Origin of the sequence: Pseudomonas sp. PDM16 (assembly GCF_014851865.1) — a bacterium.
Classification (GTDB): Bacteria; Pseudomonadota; Gammaproteobacteria; order Pseudomonadales; family Pseudomonadaceae; genus Aquipseudomonas.
The window spans coordinates 298,902-320,212 of record NZ_JACVAM010000004.1; the positions used below are offsets into that span (position 1 = coordinate 298,902).

General features: G+C 64.5%; 21 protein-coding genes. 12 read left to right on the forward strand and 9 right to left on the reverse strand.

All coding sequences use genetic code 11. From position 1 onward, the window contains the following. Positions 1-33 precede the first annotated feature (33 nt). Positions 34-1,329 (reverse strand): ATP-binding protein, encoded by a 1,296-nt coding sequence (locus IB234_RS16290; RefSeq protein ID WP_192320075.1) that lies wholly within the window; start codon positions 1,327-1,329, stop codon positions 34-36. An 8-nt stretch (positions 1,330-1,337) separates the two neighbouring features. After that, the gene (locus IB234_RS16295; protein ID WP_192319746.1) at positions 1,338-2,078 is read right to left on the reverse strand and encodes a response regulator; all 741 of its coding nucleotides are present in this window, start codon (positions 2,076-2,078) and stop codon (positions 1,338-1,340) included. Between the two features lie 192 nt (positions 2,079-2,270). On the opposite strand from IB234_RS16295, the gene IB234_RS16300 reads away from it, so the two are divergent. The 3 genes from IB234_RS16300 (at position 2,271) to IB234_RS16310 (ending at position 4,616) form a co-directional block, all read left to right on the forward strand. Next, a complete protein-coding gene (locus tag IB234_RS16300) occupies positions 2,271-2,525 on the forward strand; it encodes a DUF2790 domain-containing protein (protein WP_192319748.1) in 255 nt (84 codons plus the stop codon). 45 nt (positions 2,526-2,570) lie between these two features. Continuing rightward, on the forward strand, positions 2,571-3,329 hold the full coding sequence (locus IB234_RS16305) for an alpha/beta fold hydrolase (protein ID WP_192319750.1): 759 nt from the start codon (positions 2,571-2,573) through the stop codon (positions 3,327-3,329). A gap of 63 nt (positions 3,330-3,392) precedes the next feature. Then, positions 3,393-4,616, forward strand: a complete 1,224-nt coding sequence (locus IB234_RS16310; RefSeq protein WP_192319752.1) for a cytochrome c biogenesis protein DipZ — start codon at positions 3,393-3,395, stop codon at positions 4,614-4,616. A gap of 7 nt (positions 4,617-4,623) precedes the next feature. Here the strand turns inward: IB234_RS16310 and IB234_RS16315 are convergent, their stop codons facing one another. Continuing rightward, on the reverse strand, positions 4,624-5,643 hold the full coding sequence (locus IB234_RS16315; protein ID WP_225580630.1) for a hypothetical protein: 1,020 nt from the start codon (positions 5,641-5,643) through the stop codon (positions 4,624-4,626). Between the two features lie 55 nt (positions 5,644-5,698). Continuing rightward, positions 5,699-6,907, reverse strand: coding sequence for an NAD(P)/FAD-dependent oxidoreductase (locus IB234_RS16320; RefSeq protein WP_192319754.1), 1,209 nt, complete (start codon positions 6,905-6,907; stop codon positions 5,699-5,701). Between the two features lie 125 nt (positions 6,908-7,032). Between IB234_RS16320 and IB234_RS16325 the strand changes: the two genes are divergently transcribed. Together IB234_RS16325 and IB234_RS16330 are read left to right on the forward strand one after the other, a co-directional pair. Further along, entirely contained in the window at positions 7,033-8,544 is a 1,512-nt protein-coding gene (locus tag IB234_RS16325; protein ID WP_192319756.1) for a PLP-dependent aminotransferase family protein, read from the forward strand. 168 nt (positions 8,545-8,712) lie between these two features. Further along, positions 8,713-9,192 (forward strand): carboxymuconolactone decarboxylase family protein, encoded by a 480-nt coding sequence (locus IB234_RS16330; RefSeq protein WP_192319758.1) that lies wholly within the window; start codon positions 8,713-8,715, stop codon positions 9,190-9,192. Positions 9,193-9,203: 11 nt separating this feature from the next. Here the strand turns inward: IB234_RS16330 and IB234_RS16335 are convergent, their stop codons facing one another. Further along, the gene (locus IB234_RS16335; RefSeq protein ID WP_192319760.1) at positions 9,204-10,637 is read right to left on the reverse strand and encodes a PLP-dependent aminotransferase family protein; all 1,434 of its coding nucleotides are present in this window, start codon (positions 10,635-10,637) and stop codon (positions 9,204-9,206) included. Positions 10,638-10,701: 64 nt separating this feature from the next. Here IB234_RS16335 and IB234_RS16340 point away from each other — a divergent pair, with 64 nt between their 5' ends. From IB234_RS16340 to IB234_RS16350, 3 genes are all read left to right on the forward strand, one after another. Beyond that, positions 10,702-11,184 (forward strand): GNAT family N-acetyltransferase, encoded by a 483-nt coding sequence (locus IB234_RS16340; protein WP_192319762.1) that lies wholly within the window; start codon positions 10,702-10,704, stop codon positions 11,182-11,184. Positions 11,185-11,221: 37 nt separating this feature from the next. Further along, positions 11,222-11,854 (forward strand): FMN-dependent NADH-azoreductase, encoded by a 633-nt coding sequence (locus IB234_RS16345; protein WP_225580631.1) that lies wholly within the window; start codon positions 11,222-11,224, stop codon positions 11,852-11,854. A gap of 61 nt (positions 11,855-11,915) precedes the next feature. Continuing rightward, positions 11,916-12,812, forward strand: a complete 897-nt coding sequence (locus IB234_RS16350; protein WP_192319764.1) for a LysR family transcriptional regulator — start codon at positions 11,916-11,918, stop codon at positions 12,810-12,812. Here the strand turns inward: IB234_RS16350 and IB234_RS16355 are convergent. The 3 genes from IB234_RS16355 to IB234_RS16365 form a co-directional block, all read right to left on the reverse strand. Further along, entirely contained in the window at positions 12,790-13,404 is a 615-nt protein-coding gene (locus IB234_RS16355) for a LysE family translocator (protein ID WP_192319766.1), read from the reverse strand. The two genes, IB234_RS16350 and IB234_RS16355, sit on opposite strands and share 23 nt — an antisense overlap. Before the next feature lie 17 nt (positions 13,405-13,421). Beyond that, positions 13,422-13,835: a DUF2000 domain-containing protein gene (locus IB234_RS16360; protein ID WP_192319768.1), complete on the reverse strand. Its 414-nt coding sequence runs from the start codon at positions 13,833-13,835 to the stop codon at positions 13,422-13,424. A gap of 163 nt (positions 13,836-13,998) precedes the next feature. Further along, entirely contained in the window at positions 13,999-14,685 is a 687-nt protein-coding gene (locus tag IB234_RS16365) for an SDR family oxidoreductase (RefSeq protein ID WP_192319770.1), read from the reverse strand. Positions 14,686-14,820: 135 nt separating this feature from the next. Between IB234_RS16365 and IB234_RS16370 the strand changes: the two genes are divergently transcribed. Continuing rightward, entirely contained in the window at positions 14,821-15,969 is a 1,149-nt protein-coding gene (locus IB234_RS16370) for a DUF1624 domain-containing protein (RefSeq protein ID WP_192319772.1), read from the forward strand. A 17-nt stretch (positions 15,970-15,986) separates the two neighbouring features. Here the strand turns inward: IB234_RS16370 and IB234_RS16375 are convergent, their stop codons facing one another. Then, positions 15,987-18,560, reverse strand: a complete 2,574-nt coding sequence (locus IB234_RS16375; RefSeq protein WP_192319774.1) for a PAS domain-containing protein — start codon at positions 18,558-18,560, stop codon at positions 15,987-15,989. 248 nt (positions 18,561-18,808) lie between these two features. Between IB234_RS16375 and IB234_RS16380 the strand changes: the two genes are divergently transcribed. From IB234_RS16380 to IB234_RS16390, 3 genes are read left to right on the forward strand one after another with little or no spacing between them, the layout of a single operon-like run. Continuing rightward, positions 18,809-19,285 carry a chemotaxis protein CheW gene (locus tag IB234_RS16380; protein ID WP_192319776.1) on the forward strand — a complete coding sequence of 159 codons (477 nt, stop codon included), beginning with the start codon at positions 18,809-18,811 and terminating at the stop codon, positions 19,283-19,285. Continuing rightward, positions 19,272-20,696 (forward strand): CheR family methyltransferase, encoded by a 1,425-nt coding sequence (locus tag IB234_RS16385; protein WP_192319779.1) that lies wholly within the window; start codon positions 19,272-19,274, stop codon positions 20,694-20,696. Before IB234_RS16380 ends, IB234_RS16385 begins: the two co-directional genes overlap by 14 nt. Continuing rightward, on the forward strand, positions 20,693-21,301 hold the full coding sequence (locus IB234_RS16390; RefSeq protein ID WP_192319781.1) for a chemotaxis protein CheW: 609 nt from the start codon (positions 20,693-20,695) through the stop codon (positions 21,299-21,301). Before IB234_RS16385 ends, IB234_RS16390 begins: the two co-directional genes overlap by 4 nt. Positions 21,302-21,311: the final 10 nt, after the last annotated feature.

Below are 21,311 nucleotides of genomic sequence, written 5' to 3' on the forward strand. Positions count from 1 at the left end.
GCGGGCCGTCCTGTATCCCTGTGTATCGCCGGCTCAGCTTGTTACAAACAGCTCCAGTTGCGCACACAGGCCGCCGTGCTCGCGGTTGCTCAGGGTCAGGCGCGCGCCGAGTGCCTGACTCAGCTGCAGGGCGATGGCCAGGCCCAGACCAGTGCCGCCGGTGCTGCGGTTGCGCGAGCTCTCCACCCGGTAGAACGGCTTGAACACTTCCTCCAGCTCCGCCTCGGCGATGCCGGGGCCTTCGTCCAGTACCTGCAGGCGTACGCCGTGCTCGTCGTGCTCCACCCGCAGCTCGGCACTGCCGGCGAACTTGAGGGCGTTGTCGATCAGGTTGCTGAGTACCCGGCGCAGCGCATGCGGTCGGGTTTCCACCAGGGCGCCGCTGCGGCCGTCGAGGCTCACCGCCTGGCCGCTGTCCTGGTAGTCGAGCACCAGGCTGTCGAGGAAGGCGTCCAGGTCGACCCGGCACAGCACCTCGCGGCTGCCGTCCATGCTGCGCGCGTAGGCCACGCCTTCGCGCACCAGGTGCTGCATCTCGTCGAGGTCGCTCCACAGGCGCTCGCGCTCTGGCGAGTCGTCCATCTGCTCGACGCGCAGCTTCATACGTGTGATCGGTGTCTGCAGGTCGTGGGAGATGGCCGCCAGCAGCTGCATGCGCTCTTTCAGGTAGGCAGCGATACGCCCCTGCAGGGCGTTGAAAGCGCGGGCGGCGTAGGCCACTTCGTTCGGCCCGCGTTCGTCCAGTTGCGGGGCCGGAGTGTTCGGGTCGAGGTTGTCTACCGCACTGGCCAGGCGGGTAAGCGGGCGGATCGCCATGCGCACCGCGAGCCAGGTGCAGAACAGCAGCACCAGCAGCTGAACGAGTAGCATCAGCGGCAGCCATTGCGCCACCGGAATGTTGCCCGGCGTGACGTCGAGCACCAGCGGATTACCGTCGCTGAGGCGTATATGTACCTGGAAGTGCGGAGCAGGCCCTTCGATGGTTTCGAAGCGCATTGGGAAATGCGCGCCGATGGCTCGCTCGATGGATGGCACTGCCATGGGCGGGGCCTTCATATCCATCGGCACGCCTGGCAATCCCTGGTCGAGACGGTAGCGGTAGTTGCGTCGCTCCAGTAGCGGCAGCCAGCTTGCACGTTCCGCGGCTGGCAGGCGATCGATCAGCATGACCGTGGTACTCAGGTCCATTTCCAGGGTGTCGAGCATCATGTCGCGGCCGGTCTGGTAGCGCTCGTAGAACTGCGAGCTGAAGGACATGCCATAGGCCAGCACCAGGCCGACGAGGAAGATCAGGCCCAGGCGCGCGGCCAGGGTTCGCGGCCAGCGCAGCAGGACGTTCACAGGCCCGGCTCGATCAGCTGCACGGGCAGCGAGAACACGTAGCCCTCGCTGCGCACCGTCTTGATGTAGGCCGGTTCGCGGGCATCATCCAGCAGGCGCTGGCGCAGGCGGCTCACCAGCAGGTCGATGGAACGGTCGAACACGTCGGCCTCGCGGCCCTGGGTCAGGTTGAGCAGCTGCTCGCGGCTCAGCACCCGCTGCGGATGATCGAGGAACACGCGCAGCAGGCGGTACTCGGCGCCGCTCAGGGCGATCACCGTGTCGGCCGCGTCCAGCAGGTGGCGGGCGCTGGTGTCCAGGCGCCACTGGCCGAAGCCGATCAGCCGGCTGCTCTCGCTGATCTGCAGGTTCGGCGGCAGCATGCGGGTGCGCCGTAGCACGGCGTTGATCCGCGCCAGCAGCTCGCGGGCGGAGAAGGGCTTGGTCAGGTAGTCGTCAGCGCCCATCTCCAGGCCGACGATGCGGTCGGTCTCCTCGTTGCGTGCGGTAAGCATCAGCACTGGTGTGGCCTTGTGTCGGCTCACGCGCAGCTCGCGGCAGAGCTTCAGACCGTCGTCGCCGGGCATCATGATGTCGAGCACGATCAGGTCCACCGCGTTGCCTTCGAGGAAGGTGCGCATCTGCCGGCCATCGGCCGCCAGGCTCACGCGCAGGCCATTCTTCTTCAGGTAGTTGCCCACCAGTTCGCGGATTTCCCGGTCGTCGTCGACGACCAGGATGTGATCGACATGCTCCATGACATGGCCTCTGTAATCGCTGTCTGCACGCATTCTATCCAGTGGCATGGTGAATGCTCGCGGCCTTTGTATTGCAGTGTATCCAGCGTGCGACGGACACATGGCCATACCTTCGAGGCCGATGCGGACACACCGTCGATACGCCGTCGCCCTTGAATAGCCCTCGTCTAAACCAGCCCGAGGGCAAATGCCATGAACATCTCCCGCCTCATCGCCAACGCAAGCCTGCTCGCCATGCTCGGTAGTGCCTCCATCGCCCAGGCCGGCGACAGCGAGATCTATCGCTACGGCATGGCACTGGACATCGCCAAGGTGCTCTCCATCGAAGTCGCACCGGCGGCGTACTGCTCAGTAGTCAACGCTCACATGACCTACGTGAACTCCAGTGGCGAGGTCCGTGGTCTCGACTACCTGGTACAGGCTGCTGCCTGCGACGCCAGTGGCTGACCACCGCGTTATTCACACCCTCCATCCATAGAGAAGAGAAAACCCATGAATACCATCAGGACCCTGCTGGCCGCTTCCATCCTCGCCATGGCTGGTATCACACCGGCGTTCGCCACCGGAAAGCCGGAGGTGGTGCTGATTCACGGCGCCTTCGCCGATGGCAGCAGCTGGAGCAAGGTGATAGCGCTGCTACAACAGAATGGCATCGAGGTCACCTCGGTGCAGAATCCGCTCAGCTCCCTGGGCGACGACGTGGCCGCTGCGCGCCGTGCCATCGCGCAGGCCGACCGAGACGTGGTGCTGGTCGGCCATTCCTGGGGCGGCACGGTGATCAGCGAGGCCGGCAACGACCCAAGGGTGAAGGCCCTGGTGTACGTCGCCGCCTTCGCTCCGGACAGCGGCCAGGCCAGTGCCGAGTTGGGCAAGCAGTACCCGACGCCACCCGGTATCGCCAAGCTGGTCGTCGGTCCGGGTGGCTATCTGCACCTGCCGGCTGCCGCCGTTGCCAGCGATTTCGCGCAGGATCTGCCTCTGGCGGAAACTGCGCTGATCGCCGCCACCCAAGGGCCGATCCGTGCCGCTAACTTCGCGGAGAAAATCGGCACGGCTGCATGGAAGACACGGCCGTCCTGGTATGTCGTCGCCGGCCAGGACCGCATGATCGATCCGCGCCTGCAACGCGACATGGCCAAGACCATTGGCGCTCATGCCACCGAACTGGCGACCAGTCATGCGCCGATGCTCGCCCAGCCTGAAGCGGTGGCCACGGTCATTGCCGATGCGGTTGAACAGGTGGCCCGCTGAAACTGCGGTGCTCCCTACATGCCCGGCTCCGTGCCGGGCAGCGCCTTGCACAGGAACTCTGTCATGTTGATCGTCGCCTTCTTCGGCGGAGCGCTGACGCTGCTCAGCCCCTGCATCCTGCCCATCGTGCCGTTCCTGCTGGTGCGTAGCGGCCAGCGCTTGCCGACCTTCGTAGGCCTGGCGGTGACCTTCGCACTGGTGTCGAGCCTGGCCGTTGCAAGTACCGAGTGGGTCGTCCAGGCCAGCCAGTTCGCACGTCACCTGGCACTGGCGGGATTGGCGGCTTTCTCCCTGGCGCTGGCATCGCCGCGTCTCGCCGAATGGGTGATGGGACCATTCAGTCGCCTCGGTGGCTATCTGGACACCGTTGGCCGTCATCGTGCCGGCTCGCTTGGTGGCGTGTTGCTCGGCGTCGCTACTGGCCTGCTGTGGGCACCTTGCGCAGGGCCGATTCTCGGCCTGATCCTGGCCGGTGCGATGCTCGGTGGTGGCAGCGCCGACAGCAGCTTGTTGCTGTTGGCCTACGGTAGCGGCGCGGCTGGCGCGCTCGGGGTGATCGCACTGGCCGGCGACCGGCTCATGGCACGACTGCGACGCAGCCTGTCGCTGAGTATCCTGCTGCGCCGCACCGCTGGCGTGGTGATGCTCGGTGCGGTGCTGGTGATGAGCAGCGGTCTGGACCGGCAACTGCTTGCCCGTTTTCAGCCCATCACCACCGATGTGATCGAGCGTGGCCTGATCGAACGCGCGCCGACGCTCTCGCTCGACCATTTGCTACCTCACGTCGAGGCCGTGCCACTGAAAGACCCTGCCGTCAGCCCGGCGATGCCGGAGTTGCGACGTGCGGTGCAATGGCTGAATTCGGCACCGCTTAATCGTGGGGCGCTGCGTGGCAAGGTGCTGCTGATCGACTTCTGGACCTATGGCTGCATCAACTGCCAGCGCACCCTGCCCAAGGTGCAGGACTGGGCGCGCCGCTACCGCGATCAGGGCCTGGTGGTGATCGGTGTGCACACGCCCGAGTACGCCTTTGAGAAAGTGATTAGCGGTGTGCGCGAGGAGGTCGAACGCCTCGGAATCGAATACCCGGTAGCCATCGACAACGACTACCGAATCTGGAACGCCTTCTCCAATAGCTATTGGCCGGCGCACTACTTCGTCGATGCCGAAGGGCGGATCCGCTATCTGCATATTGGTGAAGGCGGCTACGCAGAGCAGGAGAGGGTGATCGTCGCATTGCTGGCCGAGGCTCGGCGCAGCGCCGAGCCGGTCGTCACCCCGCGGTGACGGGCAATCAGTCAAGGCGCAGGCCGGTCATGCCGAGCATGATGGCCAGCGATACCAAGGAGGCGCAGCCGGCACCTATCCACCAGGTCAGGTCAGCGTTGCGCCTTGCCATGCCATGAGCCAGCAGCACCACGCGCAGGCCCGAGCCGAGGTGGGCGAGCACGAAGAACACGCCCAGGGCGTAGTGCGGCAGCAGGCGGATGCTCCACGGGTCCATGATCAGGCCGGTGGGGGCGCCGGTGGCGAAGGCCCAGTCGGTCTCGATGCCGGCCCAGGTACGGGCGAACACGAACACCGCATTCAGGTGGCCGAGGATGAACACCGCCAGGAACACCCCGGAGGCGAGCTGGAACATGCGCTGGAAGTCGCCACCCCGGACGCTCCAGCGCCACGCCAGTTGCAGGCCGGTAACCACCTGGAAGAGCAGGGCGATGACCAGCAGCGGCTCGACAAAGGGCGAGCGATACACCTGGCGGCCACGCTCCATCAGTGCCGCATGCACCTCCGGCCCGGCCAGGCTGAACAGGTGGTTGAACAGGTGGAAGGCGATGAACAGCGCCACCAGCGCACCGGAGACGCCGTGAGCCACCCGCAGCGGCGTCGGGCGTTGGTCAAGGTCGCCACTGGTGGCCGGCGTGCGGAACGTGGCCAGCAGGGCCAGCGCCAGCCAGGCTGGCGTCCACACCCAGCCATCGGCCACGGGAACGCCGAGCATGTACAGGTTGACCCCGACGAAGCAGTACAGGGTCGGTGTGGCCACCAGCAACAGTGCCAGGCGGCGGGCGCGGGTCTGTTCGGCGCCGATGCCCGAGTCGCGGCAGGCCAGGTACAGGCCCAGTGCCGGCACCGCGAAGGCGGCCAGCAACAGCAGCGCCGCCTCCGGGAAAATGCGCCCGTCACTCTTCACCAGGTGGTGAAAGGCGTCGAGCAGGTAGGGGTAGAACGCGGCGACCAGCGGCGGCAGCCAAAGCGGCCAGCGCTGTGCCAGGGCCGAGTGCGTGGGCACGCTCCGGGAGACGTCGAGCATGGGGTTCTCCTAAGGAGGGAAACCCGGGCGAGCCCGGGTTTCGAAAGGGGTGGGATCAGGCGACCACAGGGATCAGCGGATCGGCAGCGGCCAGGGCGGTATCGCGATTGGCGACCGGCGGGTAGATCCACTGGGTGTTGATCTGGGTCTTCAGCTCCTTGCCCTCGGCGCGGGTGAGCACGACCTTGCGCTCCCAGCCTTCGGTGTATACGGCGCCCCAGGCTCCCAGGTCGAGACAGGTCACGTACTTCGGCTGGCTGTAGGGAATCGGCGCCACGCCTAGCAGGTCGGCCGCAGCATTGTTGCCGGCAGAGCGGCCCAGGGCGATGGCGTGCTGACAGGTCATCAGCGCGTAGTTGCCGAGGTCGTCGGTGGCTGCGTAGGCGGTGTCGCCGGTGGCGAAGACGCTGTCCTGACCGAGAACCTTAAGGTTGCGGTCGACGTGCAGGCGGCCCTGGCGATCGCGTTCGCCGGCGACTTGCTCGGTCAGCGGCGAGGCCTTCACGCCCACGGCCCAGACCACGGTCTTGGCGTCGATGCGCTCACCGTTGGCGAGAACCACGCCCTTGGCATCCACTGACTGCACGGCCGACCCCAGGCGCCAGGCGACGCCCAGTTCGTCGCTGGCCTGGGCTACCACTTCAGCGATGGCCTGGCCCATGGCGGCACCCACGGCGGCGCCGGAGTCGACCACCACGACGCGTACGTCGGCCGAGCCACCCAGCGCCTCACGCAGGCGCGCCGGCATTTCAGTGGCGGTCTCGATGCCGGTGAAGCCGCCGCCGACCACGACCACGGTGTTGCGCTCACGGCTGTCGGGCAGGTTGCGCAGGCCTTGCAGGTGCTCGTCGAGCTTCTGCGCCGACTCATAACTGTCGACGTCGAAGGTGAATCGTTCGATACCGGCGACCACGGCAGGGCGGGCGACCTGGCTGCCGGCGGCGAGGATCAGGCGATCGAAGCTCAACTCCTGCTGGGCGCCGCTGGCGTCGCGGTAGCTGACGCGTTTGCCGTCGGCGTCGATGCCGGTGGCGCTGCCCTGGATGAAGTTCACGCCCACGGCGTCGAACAGCTCACCCAGCGGGGCGACGGTGGTGGAGATGTCGCTTTCATAGAAGCGCGGACGCACCCGCAGCTCGGCTTGCGGAGCCAGTACTGTGACGGCAACGTCGAGGCGGTTGTGCTGGTCCAGCAGGCGAACGGCGCTGAGGGCACTCCAGAGGCCACCGAAGCCGGCGCCGATGATGAGGATTTGTTGTTTCATGGCTCACTCCCGAATCGAAAAAGAAGCAGTGGGTTGGTTTGAACGACGGAAGTGAGTGTGCGACCAATATGGATCATGGTATTGATCCAATATCTCTGTAGTGCATTAGTCCACTTTGGTGCCGCATGTCCCTTGATAAACGCCCCTCGCTGGTGGTTTCCCTGCCGCTCGGTGCTCCCGGTCCAGGTGTGAGCTTGCAAGCCTGGCTGTACCAGAGCCTGCGCGAGGCTGTGCTCGGCGGACGTCTGCCGGCTGGTGCCAAGTTGCCCAGTACCCGGACTCTGGCGGAGCATTACGGTATGGCTCGCGGCACGGTGCAGGCGGCCTATCAGCAGCTGCTGTCCGAGGGATATCTGCAGGCGCGAGTCGGCAGTGGCACCCATGTCAGCGAAGTGCTGCCCGACACCACGCTGCACGCCGGCTATGTGCAGCGCAAAGTGGTACCCAACGTCGAGCCGCAGCGCGACCCGCCGGCAACGCCCTGGGTGGAGCGGTTGAGCGCGATCAGGCCGGTGTTCGGTCGGCGCGCGGTCACGCCGGGCAGCCGGCCGTTCTTTCCCCATCGCGGGGATGTCAGCGCCTTTCCCGTGGACCTGTGGCGCAAGCTGCACATCCAGCAGCTACGGTCGTCGCGCCTGCCGACCCTGCTCGACTCCGATCCCTCCGGCCTGCCGGCACTGCGCGAGGCCATCGCCGGTTACCTGGCCATTGCCCGTGGGGTGCAGGTGTCGGCGGAGCGCATCCTGGTGCTCAACAGCGTGCAGCAGGGCATCGACCTGTGCCTGCGCCTGCTGGTGCCGGCAGGTGAGCAGATCTGGCTGGAGGACCCGGCCTATCCCGGTGCACGACAGCTGATGCAGGTATCCGGTTGCAGCTGGGTCAACGTGCCGGTGGACAAGCACGGCCTGCGGGTTGAGGAGGGCATTCGCCTGGCGCCGAAGGCGCGGCTGGCCTATGTGACGCCCTCGCGCCAGTTGCCGCTCGGGAGCGAGCTGTCGCCAGCACGACGCCTGGCTCTGTTGCGCTGGGCCGCCGAGAGCGGCGCCTACATCATCGAGGATGACTACGACAGCGAGTATCGCTTCATCGCCAAGCCGATCCCGGCGCTGCGCTCGTTGCCAGCGGCGGACAGCTCGGTGATTCTCGCTGGCACCTTCAGCAAGCTGATGTTCCCGGCCATCCGCCTGGCCTATCTGGTGTTGCCGCCACAACTGGTGGACAGCTTCACCCGTGCCTCGGCCTTGATGGCGCGGCACGCCAACAGCCTCAGCCAGGCGGTGATGGCATCCTTCATCGATGATGGTCACTTTGACCGCCACGTGCGGCGCATGCGCAAGCTCTATGCATCACGGGCCGATGCGCTGAGCGAGGCGGCGCATCGCCATTGGCGCGGGCTGATCGATGTGCCGCCGATCCGTGCCGGACTGGACACTGCCTGCCGGCTGCAGGTGGAAGACGAGGCGGCGGCTTGCGCGGCGCTACTCGAACAAGGCGTGGACGTGCTGCCGCTCTCCGCTTACTGCCACGCTCCACGCCCGCCGGGGCTGGTGATTGGTTTTGCCCCGTACGAGGAGAAGGCGATATTCGAGGCGGCGCAGGTGGTACAGCGGACGCTGGAGGGCATGCCGCGGCGCTAACCGGCTTTGTACAGGTCGGCCGGCCAGAACCATATGCCCAGAGCCCATGGTCCAGACCGTATGGCCCAGTCCAGATGGCCCAGTCGAAAGACACTATCTTGGTACTGGGTGACCGAGCCAAGGCTGCTTAGAGTCACGTTCACTTTCTACCCACTGCAGGATGTGACCATGAGCCAGCGTCTCGACTACTTCAAACAATCTCCCCAGGCTTCCAAGAAATTCGTGGAGTTCAGCATGCTGCTGACTCAGAAGCCGCAGTTCGCTGATATCGCCCACCTGATCATGCTGCGCGCCTCGCAGATCAACGGCTGCGCGTTCTGCGTGGACATGCATGTCAAGGAAGCCAAGATCCATGGCGAGCGTGAGCTGCGCCTGCACCATGTTGCCGTCTGGCGCGAGTCGCCGTTGTTCTCACCGCGTGAGCGTGCGGCGCTGGAGTGGACCGAGGCGCTGACCCAGCTGCCGCCGCATGGAGTGCCCGATGCGCTGTTCGCCAGCGTGCGCGAGCAGTTCCCCGACCGAGAGCTGTCTGACCTGTCGTTCCTGATCATCGCCATCAACGGCTGGAACCGCCTTAATGTGGCTTTCCAGGCCGTACCGGGCTCCTCCGACGAGCTGTTCGGGCTGGACAAGGCCAACCTCAGCTAACGGGTATTTGCTCAGAGCGCCTGGCGGATCAGTTCGCCCAGGCGCTGTGCCTGTTCCGCCGAGGTGCAGTTGGTGAAGCTCAGCAGCAGCGCCGAGTCGCGGCGCTCCGAAGCCCACCAGCGCGACAGTGGCTGCACGGCCATGCCCTGGGCCAGCAGATGCTCGGCCAGCGGATGATCGCTGGCGTCACCCGGCATGCGCAGCACCAGGTTCATGCCTCCGGGCGACTGCTCCACCCGCAGCCTCCCGGCCAGCCCGTTTTCAAGCGCGGCAATGGTCGCGGCGCGACGGTCGCCGTACAGCCGGCGCATGCGCTGGATGTGGCGGGTGAAATGCCCCTCGGCGATGAAATCGGCGACCAGCGTCTGAGTCATGGTCGGCGTTGCGGCGGCGAACAGTGCACGGCCGATCTGCTCGAACCGGGCGACCTGGGCTTGCGGCACCACCAGATAGGCCAAGCGAATGCCAGGAAACAACACCTTGCTGAAGGTGCCTGCGTAGAACACCCGGCCGTGTCGATCCAGGCTGGCCAGCGCTGGTAGCGGGCGGCTGGTGTAGCGGTACTCACCGTCGTAGTCGTCCTCCACAACCCAGGCGCCGTTGCGCGCGGCCCATTCCAGCAGTGCCTGCCGGCGCGGCAGCGACAAGGTCATGGACAACGGGCTCTGGTGCGCCGGTGTCACCACCGCGACCTGTGCATCGTCAGCCAGGGCGATGCCGCGCTCCACCCGCAAACCCTGTTCATCCACTTCGACCGGCACCGGCTCCAGCCCGAACTGGCGCAGGATCTGCCGTGCCGGCGGGTATCCGGGGTCTTCCACCCAGGCGCGCTGGCCGGCGCTCAGTACGGCGTGGGCGACGAACGACAGGCTGGCGCGCCAACCGCTGGTGACGAACACCTGGTGGGCACCGCAGTCGATGCCGCGCGAAACCTGCAGATAGGAGGCGATGGCGCTGCGCAACGCGGGCAAGCCATGGGCTGGCGGGTAATCCAGGTCGGCCATGCGCATGCCACGCAGGTAGCGTGCGCCTAGGCGCGCCCAGATCTTGCGCGGGAACGCGTCCAGTGCCGGCACGCCCATCTGGAACGGCAACAGTTGGGGTGGTCGCCAGAAGCTGTCCGGCGCCTCTTCGGCAGGTCGTGCATCTACCGGCTCCGCGGCCACCGGGGCGGCCTGCGGCTGCAAGTGCGGATTGACCACGGTGCCGGCCTGGCCACGCGCCAGCAGGTAGCCCTCGCTGGTCAGCAGCGAATAGGCCAGTTCGATGGTGCCGCGGGCCACGCCCAGCTCCTTGGCCAGGGCGCGGGCGGAGGGTAGGCGGTCGCCGGGGCCCAAGGTGCCGACGGCGATGGCACTGCGCACACGGTCGTAGAGTTGGCGGTAGAGCGGGACGTTGCCCTGCTCGGCCAGGGGCGTGAAGCGATGGAACGGAGACGTAGTCATGGCCTAGTCGAAATTCGGCTTCTTGGATCAATGCATTATGGCATCGGCGATCTAGGATGGCGCCATGACCTACTTTCCTCATCAACATCTCCCCAGCGTGCTGGACCTGGCCGACACGGCGCTTCGTCCGCTCGACAGTGCCGGCGACCTGCGTATGGCCTACCCGGTGATGCGCGAACTGCGTCCGCACCTGAGCAGCGAATGCGAGTTCGTCGCGGCGGTGGAGCGCATGCATCTCCAGGGCTACCGACTGGTTGGCGCCTTCGACGGTGCCGCCCTGGTGGCTCTGGCCGGCTATCGTCTGCAGGACAACTTCGTCTACGGCAATTTCCTTTACGTCGATGACCTAGTCACCGCCGAAGCGCACCGCAGTGGCCAGTGGGGCGCGCGGTTGCTACGAGCGCTGGAGCGGGTCGCTCGCGCCGAGGGGTGTGCACGGCTGGTACTGGATACCGGCCTGTCCAATGCCCGCGCACAGCGTTTCTATTTTCGCGAAGGTTTGTATACCGGCGCACTGCGTTTCCAGAAGCTGCTCGATACCCCTTGAACTCTCGAACTCACTCACTTTTTCAGGAAACCTCGACATGACCTCTCCAGACACCATTCCCCTGCGCGTGCTTCGGCTGATCGGCAGCCCTCGTGGTGCCGAGTCCGAGAGCCTGCGCCTGTCGCAGCAGATTCTCGAAGGGCTGGCCGTGCAGTCCGGTGGCCGAGCCATCGAGCTCATTGATCTGGACCTCAACACGCTGCCCCATGTCGACGGCGATTACGCCCTGGCGCTGGCATCGCCGGTGGACCTGCCGCAGCTCGGTAGCGCGCAGCGCCGCTCCGACGAGTTGATCCGCCAGCTCGACGAAGCCGATGTGCTGCTGATCGCCACGCCGATGCATAACTACACCGTACCCTCGGCACTCAAGGTGTGGATCGACCATATCGTGCGGGTGCGTGTGACCTTCACGCCGACGCCACAGGGCAAGGTGGGCGTGCTGCGCGACCGGCCGGTGCACGTGGCGATCTCATCCGGCGGCCTGATCAGTGGCGAGCAGGCGCGCCAGCCGGACTTCCTGCGGCCCTATCTCAAGGCGGCGCTGGGCACCGTCGGCCTGCATGCCCTGGAGTTCTTCAGCGTCGAAGGGACGGCGAGGGGCGATGTCGCCCTGGAGCAGGCCAGAGAAATGGCAAAGGAGGCGATAAGGTCGTTCTTCACGCCGCAATGAAGAGGGCGGGCGGCAGTACTGGTAATCTTGCCCGGTTGCCACTCGCCGAGACCGCCCACCGATGATCGATGACATCCGCTATCTGATCGTATTCGCGAAGATTGCCGAAGTCGGCTCGATCTCCGGTGGTGCAGAGGCGCTGGGCTTGACCAGCGCGACGGCCAGCCAGCACTTGACCAGGCTGGAGAAGAATCTCGGTTGTGCGCTGCTGTACCGCAACACCCGCAAGCTGTCGCTGACGCAGGATGGCGCCGGTCTGCTGGAAACAGCCAAGTCCATGCTGGAGCTCTACGAGAAGGGGGTCATCGAGTTCAAGCAGCGATCCGTCGCGACCCGCAACAACCTGCGCATCTCCATGCCAGCGCTGTTCATCAACAGCGACTTTACCCGACACATCGCAGCGTTCATCCGCGACTTCCCGGATGTGGGGCTTAGCATCTCCTGTGATGACAGCCGCAACGACATCATCGCCGAAGGCATCGATGTCGCCTTCCGTATCGGCGAGCTGCCGGACAGCTCGCTGAAGGCTCGTCACCTGTTCGTGCTGCCGCGGCGTGTGGTGGCGACGCGAGAGTTCCTCGTCAGCCATGGCCCTCTCGAACACCCCAGAGACCTCGAGACGATGAAGTGGGTGGGGCTGACGATGCGCCCCAATACGCGCGTGTTCCACCATGCGAGCGGCGAAGAGGCGGAAATTACCTATGTGCCGGGCGTGCGGGTGGACAATGTCGAGGCCTCCTGCCGGTTGGCGAGTCTCGGTGTTGGGCTGGCTGCACCGCCGAACTACCTGAGCGACGAGCCCATCAGGCGCAATGAACTGGTCGCTGTACTGCCGGAGTGGTCGCTTGAGCCGTTGAAGGTCTACGCCGTGTGGCCCTCCAATGTGTCCACCAACAGCATCGCCTACACCCTGATAAACCGGATCTACGACGCCTTCAGCTCGCGTTCCCTGGAATAACCTGCATCCAGAGCATGTAGCAGGCAGTCGCTATCAGGCCCCCCCCCATCATCAGGTTGAACAGGCGGATGCGCTGCCGGCTGTTCAGCAGCAGGGCGACCCTGTCCCCGAGGACAGCCCAGGCCGCGAGTGACAGGTAGCAGACCACGAAGTAGATCGCCATGAACGCGATCAGCGTCGAGTGTGTCTGTGGGCTGGAAAACAGCGCCGCGCCCGATGCGCAGGCGATCCAGGCCTTGGGATTGAGCCACTGCAGCAATGCGCCTTGGAGGAACCCCGGCCTGGCGGTCTCCTTCATCTCCAGCTCCGGGCGAGCCGTGGCGATCTTGTAGCCGACATGAATGATGAAGGCGGAGCCGGCGACTCCGAGGTACTTGAAGAACACTGGATAGTGCTCGATCACTGCGAGCAACCAGAAGCCCACGAATACCAGCAATAGGGTGAAGCCTATTGTCGCGCCGGATACAAATGGCAGGGTGCGCCAGAAACCGTGATTGGCGCCGGAGGCGATGATCACCATGTTTACGGGGCCGGGAGAGATGGACATGCTCAGGGAGAACATGGTCATCGCGAGAATCAGGGCCAGTTCCATCGTCGATCTCCTTGCCTTCAGCGCAGTAGGCCCAGATTGCCGGTCATCCGGGTTACCAGCGTCCTGTCGCCGATCATGCCCAGCCCCTGGTAGACAATCGCCTCGTCGGGGCCTTGTGCCATCACGGCGGCGTATTCCTCGTAGGAGCGGGTGGTCCGGGTAGCGCTGATGAGGTCGATCACCAACAGCTCGGGCTCGAGCTCACGCAGCTGATCGCGCATGCACTTGAGCACGTCGGTCGCAGCCTTGAGGATTGGCAGGGGGAGGGTGGTGATGCCCTGGTGCACATGCCCCTGGTGGTCGGTGAGGTCGTGCCCGATCATGTCCGGATAGAGCCTGCCCAAGCTCGCTGCGATGACCGCTGCGGTGTTGGCGATTACGCCCAGAGGCAGATTCTCGTCGATGACGATGACGCACTTATGGTCTGACATGCTGTTTCCCGATGATTAATCCGCAGGGGAACGGCCGCCTATCAAGGTTCGTCCCACTGCTGGAAACGGTATCGGGAATGTCAGCACCGATTAAGGGGGATTCCTCTAAGGCTGTCTTTGATGCGCAGGCCTTGCGTGGACCGAAAAGCGGATCTGCCGGTGCTCACCAGGGCAATGTAGCGCCCTGATAGTCGACGAAATGACATCCTCCTGCCCCTTGGTGAGCGACGATAGTACTCACCAGGCCGGCGGCACTGTCCTCGACGCTTAGCGGCGCGCTTTCACCCCCCATGTCCGTCTTGACCCAGCCAGGATGCAGGGCCAGCAGGGTGGCTTGTGGTGGTTGGGTCGAATGAGCCCAGCTCTGCAGCAGACTGTTCAGTGCCGCCTTGCTGGCGCCGTAGAGCGGCATGCTGGCCGAGCGTGCCAGTTCCACGCTACCCATCTGCGAGCTCATGAAGGCCAGCACGCCATTGGGCGACAGGCCCGGAGCGAGGGCCTTGGCCAGGCGAAGGGGGGCGATAGCATTGATCAGGAAGAGCTCGGCCAGTTCTTCGGCTACCACTTGGCACTCGTCCTGGTGCTCTGGACCGGATATGCCCGCATTGAAGATGGCCAGGTCGAGAGGAGTGCCAGCCAGCGCGTCGGTGATTTCAGCTGCAGCGCCCGTGCTCGCCAGGTCGCAGGCCTGCACTTTCAGTCGGCCGGGATGGAGCGTGGCCAGTTCGTTCAGCGAGGGATTGTCCGCGCGGCGCACGATGGCATGAACCCGATCACCTTTGGCGAGAAATGCCCTGACCAGACCCAGACCTATACCGCGAGACGCACCGGCGATGAGGATGTGCTGCATGGTCGAAATCCTTCTATTGAACCTGAGCGAATCATGGTAACGCACCTCTGGAGCGTCACGAGAGGTCCGATCTAGAGAGGTTGGCATTTACTTTATCGAATGTAATCATATTACATTGCGTATAGAGAATGGCTCATGACCCAAACACCCTCAACCCGTCTTCATTCGATCGATGCCCTGCGTGGGCTGGTCATTCTGTTCATGCTGCTGGACCACGTCCGGGAAACCTTCTATCTGCACATGCAGGTAAGCGATCCGATGGACGTGACCCTGACGGAGCCGGCTCTGTTCTTCAGTCGTACGCTGGCCCACCTGTGTGCTCCGGTGTTTATCCTGCTAACGGGGCTGGCGGCGTTTCTCTACGGGGAGAAGCAGCAGGGTCGGTTCGCGGTATCCGCCTTCCTGCTCAAGCGCGGTCTGTTCCTGATAGCGCTCGAGTTCACACTGGTGAACTTCGCCTGGACCTTTCAGTTCCCGCCAGGGGTTATCTACCTGCAGGTCATCTGGGCCATCGGCCTGAGCATGCTGGCGCTGGCGGCCCTGCTGTGGCTGCCGCGTGCCGTTCTGATCCTGGTGGGGCTGGTTCTGGTGACTGGGCACAATCTGCTGGACAGCGTGCACTTTGCCGCCGACACCTGGATGCATGTGCCATGGGCCATCCTGCATGATCGCGGCTGGATCGAGGTTTCGGAACAACTGCGCTTGCGCACGTCGTATCCCGTGCTGCCGTGGGTCGGCGTGATCGCACTGGGGTACGCCATCGGCCCCTGGTTCGCCTGTGGCAGCAACGCCGCGAGGCGCCGCATGCTGCTGATCGCCACGGGCGCCGGTGCGTTGCTCGGCTTTTTCCTGCTGCGGCTGTTGAACGGTTATGGCGAGAAGCCATGGGCAGCAGGCGAGTCGGTCGTGCAGACGCTGATGAGCTTCTTCAACATCACCAAGTATCCGCCGTCGCTGCTGTTCCTGGCGCTGACGCTGGGTTGCGGCCTGCTCCTGCTGGTGCTGTTCGAGGCGCGCAACCAGGGCCGCGCGGTGCGCTGGCTCGCGGTATTCGGTTCAGCGCCGATGTTCTTCTATCTGCTGCACCTGTATGTGCTCAAGCTGCTCTACCTGGCCAGCCTGGGCATCTGGGGGGCGAATCAGGGGCAGTTCTTCGGCTTCGACTCCGTCTCAGCCGTCTGGCTGACCGCCGCGGCGCTGTCGATCGCGCTGTACCCGCCGGTGCGCTGGTTCTCCAGGCTCAAGGCGCGCCGCCGCGATATCGCCTGGCTCAAGTACCTGTAGCGGATTACTCAGGAACGTCAGTCATCGGGGCTCAGCAGCCGCGCCAGCCGGGCCGCCAGTTCGGCCCGGCGATACGGCTTGGCCAGTACCTCGAAACCCTGCATCTGGGCGGGCGTCAGGTTGGCGTATCCGGTGATGATCAGCACCGGCAGTGAGGGTATGCGCTGGCGCAACTCCTGGGCGAACTGGGCGCCATTCTTGTCGGCCATCACATGATCCGTGATGAGCACGTCCGGAACGAGGCCTGCCTCTATTTCATCTAGCGCGGCCTTGGCCGAGCAAGCCTCGGTAACCTGATAACCCAGGTCACCGAGTTGCAGGGCAGTGGTATGGCGGACCATTGCCTCATCATCCACCAGCAGCACATGGGTCGGCCTAGGCGCTACCGGCGCCTCGGTAGAGGCCTCGCTGGCAGATGCCGGGTCGCCGCTGGCCAGCGGCAGCCAGATGCTGATGCGTGTTCCCATCCCCTGATGAGAGGAAATGCCGAACCCGCCACCGGATTGAGCCGCCAATCCCTGGACCATCGACAACCCGAGGCCCGTGCCCTTGCCCACACCCTTGGTAGAGAAGAAAGGTTCGACACAACGACTGAGGGTTTCATCGCTCATGCCCGTGCCGGTGTCCGTGACCGTCAGGCATAGGTAGCGACCATCCGCCAGGTCATGTATGCCGCTATCGACGACCTCATCCGGCGCGGCCGATATTTCCAGCCGACCGCCGCTTTCCATGGCGTCACGGGCATTCACCGCCAGGTTCAGAATGGCCAGCTCGAGCTGATGCGGGTCTACAACCACTGCCGGCAGATGGTCGTCGACGTCTATTGCTACATCGATTGTCGGCCCGAGCGAGCGTTCGATGAGGTCGCGCATGTCGTTGACCAGTTGGGCCAGTGCGACGTTCTGCGGCTTCAGGGTCTGGCGACGGGCGAAGGTCAGCAGCCGCCCGACCAGTATGCGGGCGCGGTCCGCAGCCTGCAGTGCACCGTCGATGAGCCGGGTGGAGCGCTCGTCGTCCAGCCGCCTGCGGATCAACTCCAGTGAAGCCATGATCGGCGTCAGCAGGTTATTGAAGTCGTGGGCGATGCCGCCGGTGAGTTGGCCAATCATCTCCATCTTGCGCGCTTCGTGCAGCTGCGCGGCAGCAGCCTCGCGCTGGCCAACCATGGCCATGACGCGCTCCTCCAGCCCTTCGTTCAGCTGCCGTAGGTCTTCTTCGGCGCGTACGCGCTCGCTGATATCCACGGAAACGCAGAGCACACCCGCCTGTGGCCCCTTCAGTGGAGTTATCTGGTTCTGTACCCAGACGGGCGTACCGTCTGGACGGGAATAGCGTTCGGTGATGTCCAGCGACTGGGATCTGGCAATCCCGTGATCGACCAGCGGGGCGAGGTTGGCGAGGTCGTCGGGATGGACGATGTCGAGCATGCGCAATCCCAGCAGGGTCGCGCGCGAGCGGCCAACTATCTCGCAATAGCGATCATTGACCCGGGTGAAATGCCAGGTGTGGTCACACACCGCGATACCGGCGCTGGCCTGATCGAACATGGCCGAAAGCTGGGCCGAGCTGCTGCGCAGGGCAGCCTCGGCACGGGCATGGGTGATCGACATCCAGGCCAGCTTTGCCGTCTCCTCCACCAGCTTGCGCTCGTGCTCGGAGAAGGCATGTGGCTGGTCATAGTGGATGGCCAGTACCGCCTCGAGGTGATGGTGGCGAACCACAGGAACATGAATCGTGGCTGCCATGCCCAATTGTGCCGCCTTGGCTGCCTCCTCGGCACTTCGACCGGGCTCGCTGGCGATATCCTCACGCAGCACGGTGTGCCCGTTACGCAACAGACCGGGCAACTCTTCACCAAAATCCCGATAGGCATGGCGACCGACGGCAGAGCCTCCTACCCGCGAGTAGGATTGACGCACCTCGAAAGTCGAACCATCTGCATGGTTCTCGCCGAAGAAAGCTCGGGATGCTCCAAGCGCTTCGGCCAGTTTGCGCAGGGTGATGCTCTGGATCTGGTCGGGGTCCCTGATCGAAGGCAGCGTCTGGCCGAGTTCGAGCAGAAATGCCTGGCGCCGCTCGAACTGCACCCGCTCGGTGGTTTCCGTGACGATGCACAGCACGCCGCCGATCGAGCCGTCCGCCTCCCGGACAGCGGAGTAGGACACGTCGAAATACACGGTTTCGCCCAGATCATGCCGCTCAATGTAGAAGGGGCGGTCCTTGGCCGAGAATGTTTCACCGGTCGTCAGCACGCCGCGCAGGAGCGGCTCAAGGTCGTCCCACAGCTCGGACCAATTCTCGATACCAGGCCTGCCCAGCGCCCGCGGGTGCTTGGTCCCGATGGTCGGCGCATAGGCATCGTTGTACAGCGCAACCAGCTGGGGGCCCCAGAAAAGAACGATCTGGGCGCTGGCCGGCAACACGGTTGCCATCAGCGTCTTGAGTGCTGGAGTCCAGTGTTCGGGTGGTCCCAGTGGCGAGGCGGACCAGTCGATCGAGTGCAGCAGCGCGCCGACCGATCCGCTATTGCGAAGAAAGCCCGGCTGTTCGGCGGCAGCACCATCTGGGGCGATTGCGGAAAGCAGTTCCATGGATTCGACGTTAATACATATGAAATCGAGGAGAGAAGCCACGCCCGCGAGCATGAGTCCGACAACGACTATGAGGTCAGGCCCTCGAGTTACGTTCAATGTGTTTACGGGATGGGATCTGGGTTGACAGATCGAGCAGCCGAGCGGGCTTCAGGCAGATCGTGGCGATTGCGCCTGACAGTTTGCTGGACGTCACGCGGCTCTGGGCTAGGGTAATGGTGTACCGCTAGCGGCAACTGGACGCCTCTATGGATAGATTTTTCGTGCTGCCCTTTCGGCTAGCGGGGCAGCACCTGGCCATACCTTTGGACAGCGTGATCCGGGTTATTCCGGCGCTGCAATGTACCCCTCTGCCGGGAGCACCTCGCACGGTGCTGGGCCTGGCAAACGTCCGTGGGCAAATCATCCCGGTGCTCGATCTGGCTTCACGCTTCGGCTGGCCGGCACCGCCGCTCGAATTGTGGCAACCATTCATCTGGCTGCGCAGTCGAACCCGAGAGTTGCTGGTCCCGGTCGAGCGGGTCGAGACCGCGGCGGATTTCGACACTTCCGATCTCCTGGAGGCCCCTCAGCCTGAAGTGCCCAGCGAGGTACTGAGAGGGGTCGTGCGGACGGAGGAGGGGATGTTGCTTATTCAGGACGTTGAGCAGTTGTTGTCCGAAGCCGATGAGCAAGGCCTGCAGCAGGCCTTGGACAGCAGCGGAGCAGGACATGAATCAGACTGAGATCCCTTGTTCCGCGAGGCTGCTGGATGTGCTCGCCACCAAGGTCCACCAGCATCTGGGGCTCGACTTCTCTGGAGCGCGCAGGGCTGACCTGCTGAAGCGTCTGGGGCAATTGGCGCAGGAACAGGAGGAAGAGCCGAGGGCCTGGCTGGAGAGCCTGGCCTTTGGCGACTGGAGCGACCAGCAGATCCAGATGCTGACACCGGCCTTCACCGTCGGGGAAACCTACTTCCGCCGGGATGCCGAGGCATTGGACTGGCTGGCGCGTCAGCATCTGGCCCCACTGCTGCAGCGCCGCCGCGCCGCCGGGCACAGGTATCTGCGTATCTGGAGCGCGGCCTGCTGCACGGGGGAGGAAGCCTACAGCTTGCTGTTCCTTCTTGATGACCTTCTTGGTGACGAGCGATCGCAGTGGACCATCGATGTACTGGCCAGCGACATCAACGCAGGCTTCCTCGCCAGGGCTGAACAGGGACGCTATGGCCAGAACGCGTTTCGGCGCAGTGAAGAACTCTTTCGTTCACGCTATTTCGAGACCAGAGGGCGCAGCTGGCAGGTACGCCCCGAATGGCACGGGCGCATCCGCTTCCTGCGCCACAATCTGGCCAGTGGGGAGTTGCCCGACCCGAAGCGTGGACTGGCGTCCGCCGACCTCATTCTGTGTCGCCACGTGCTGATGTATTTCTCTCAGGGGCAAGCGGCAGCTGCGCTGCACCGGCTCATGGCGTGCCTGGGTGAGGACGGCATCCTGGTGCTCAGTGCGGTGGAGGCGGCACTCGCTACCCACGCAGGGCTGCAGGGGTTCTGGGCGGGCACCAACTATGCCCTCAGGCCAGGGGGGCAGATTTCCGGTGCCGTCTCCCCTCATGCAGAGCCGAGCCCGTCCGCCGTGGTGTTGCCGACAGCGGGCGGATCTAGGCGGCCGGAGGAGCCGGCAACGTTCTCCCGGCATATAGAAACCCAGCAGCAACCGGCACCTTCCCCGTCTCGCCCGGACTCAAGTGCCAGCAACCGATATGACGATTGCCTGCAGATGGCGCGTCGCTGCGCCGACCGTCAGCATGACAAGGATGCCCATCACTGGCTGCAGCGCGCCCGGGAGCTCGACCCTTCGAATCCCATGAGCTATTGGCTGCAGGCGCAACTGGCTATTCAGAACGGCGACGCCCTGGCGGCGCTGCAGAGTCTGCACAAGGCGCTGTATCTGGAGCCGAACCTAGCCATGGCGCATTTCCAGCAGGGACTTCTGCTGCGAGAGGTGGGGCGCCACGCAGCTGGCGACAAGGCACTTCGGGTATGCCTGAAACTGCTGGGAGACACCACCGCGACTGACATGGTGCCCTTTGGTGAGGGACTCAGTCACGGCAGGCTGAGCCAGCTGTGTGAGCAACTGCTGGAGGATCGTCCATGACAGAGCCTCTGAGCACAGACCAGCGCTGGATGCAGATCCGTGAGCGGCTGGCGCAGTTCGAGCAACGTGTTCAGGAAAGCTTCTCTCCCGATCCGCTGGAGAGCGAAGAGCGCCTGCTGGAGCGCACTCGAGCCTGGGCTCGGGTCGTCGATGACGACCGTGGTGTGGAGCGGATGGAGGTGCTCTGCTTCACCATTGGCGAGGAGGTGTACGCCATCGAAAGCACCTGCGTCTCGGCCGTGATGCCGTTGCCGCAGTTCACTCCGCTGCCGGGCACGCCTCCGTTCGTGCTCGGCATCGTCAACGTGCGCGGGCATGTCGTCTCGGTTCTGGACCTGAGGGTCTTTTTCGAGCTGCCCATCGAAGGACTCTCCGACCGGAATTATCTGGTGGTGCTGCGTGACGACGATATGGAATTCGGCCTGCTCGCCGATCGCATCCGCGGCATAGAGCAACTTCGGCGTGACGCCCTGCAAACCGGCCTGGCCAACCTGACTGGCATACGAGCCAGCTACCTGCTGGGCGTAACTGAAGACCAGAAGACGGTTCTGGATGGTCGTCGACTGCTCGGTGACCCCGGCTTGCGTATCCAGGATGAAGACTGACCAAGGAGGA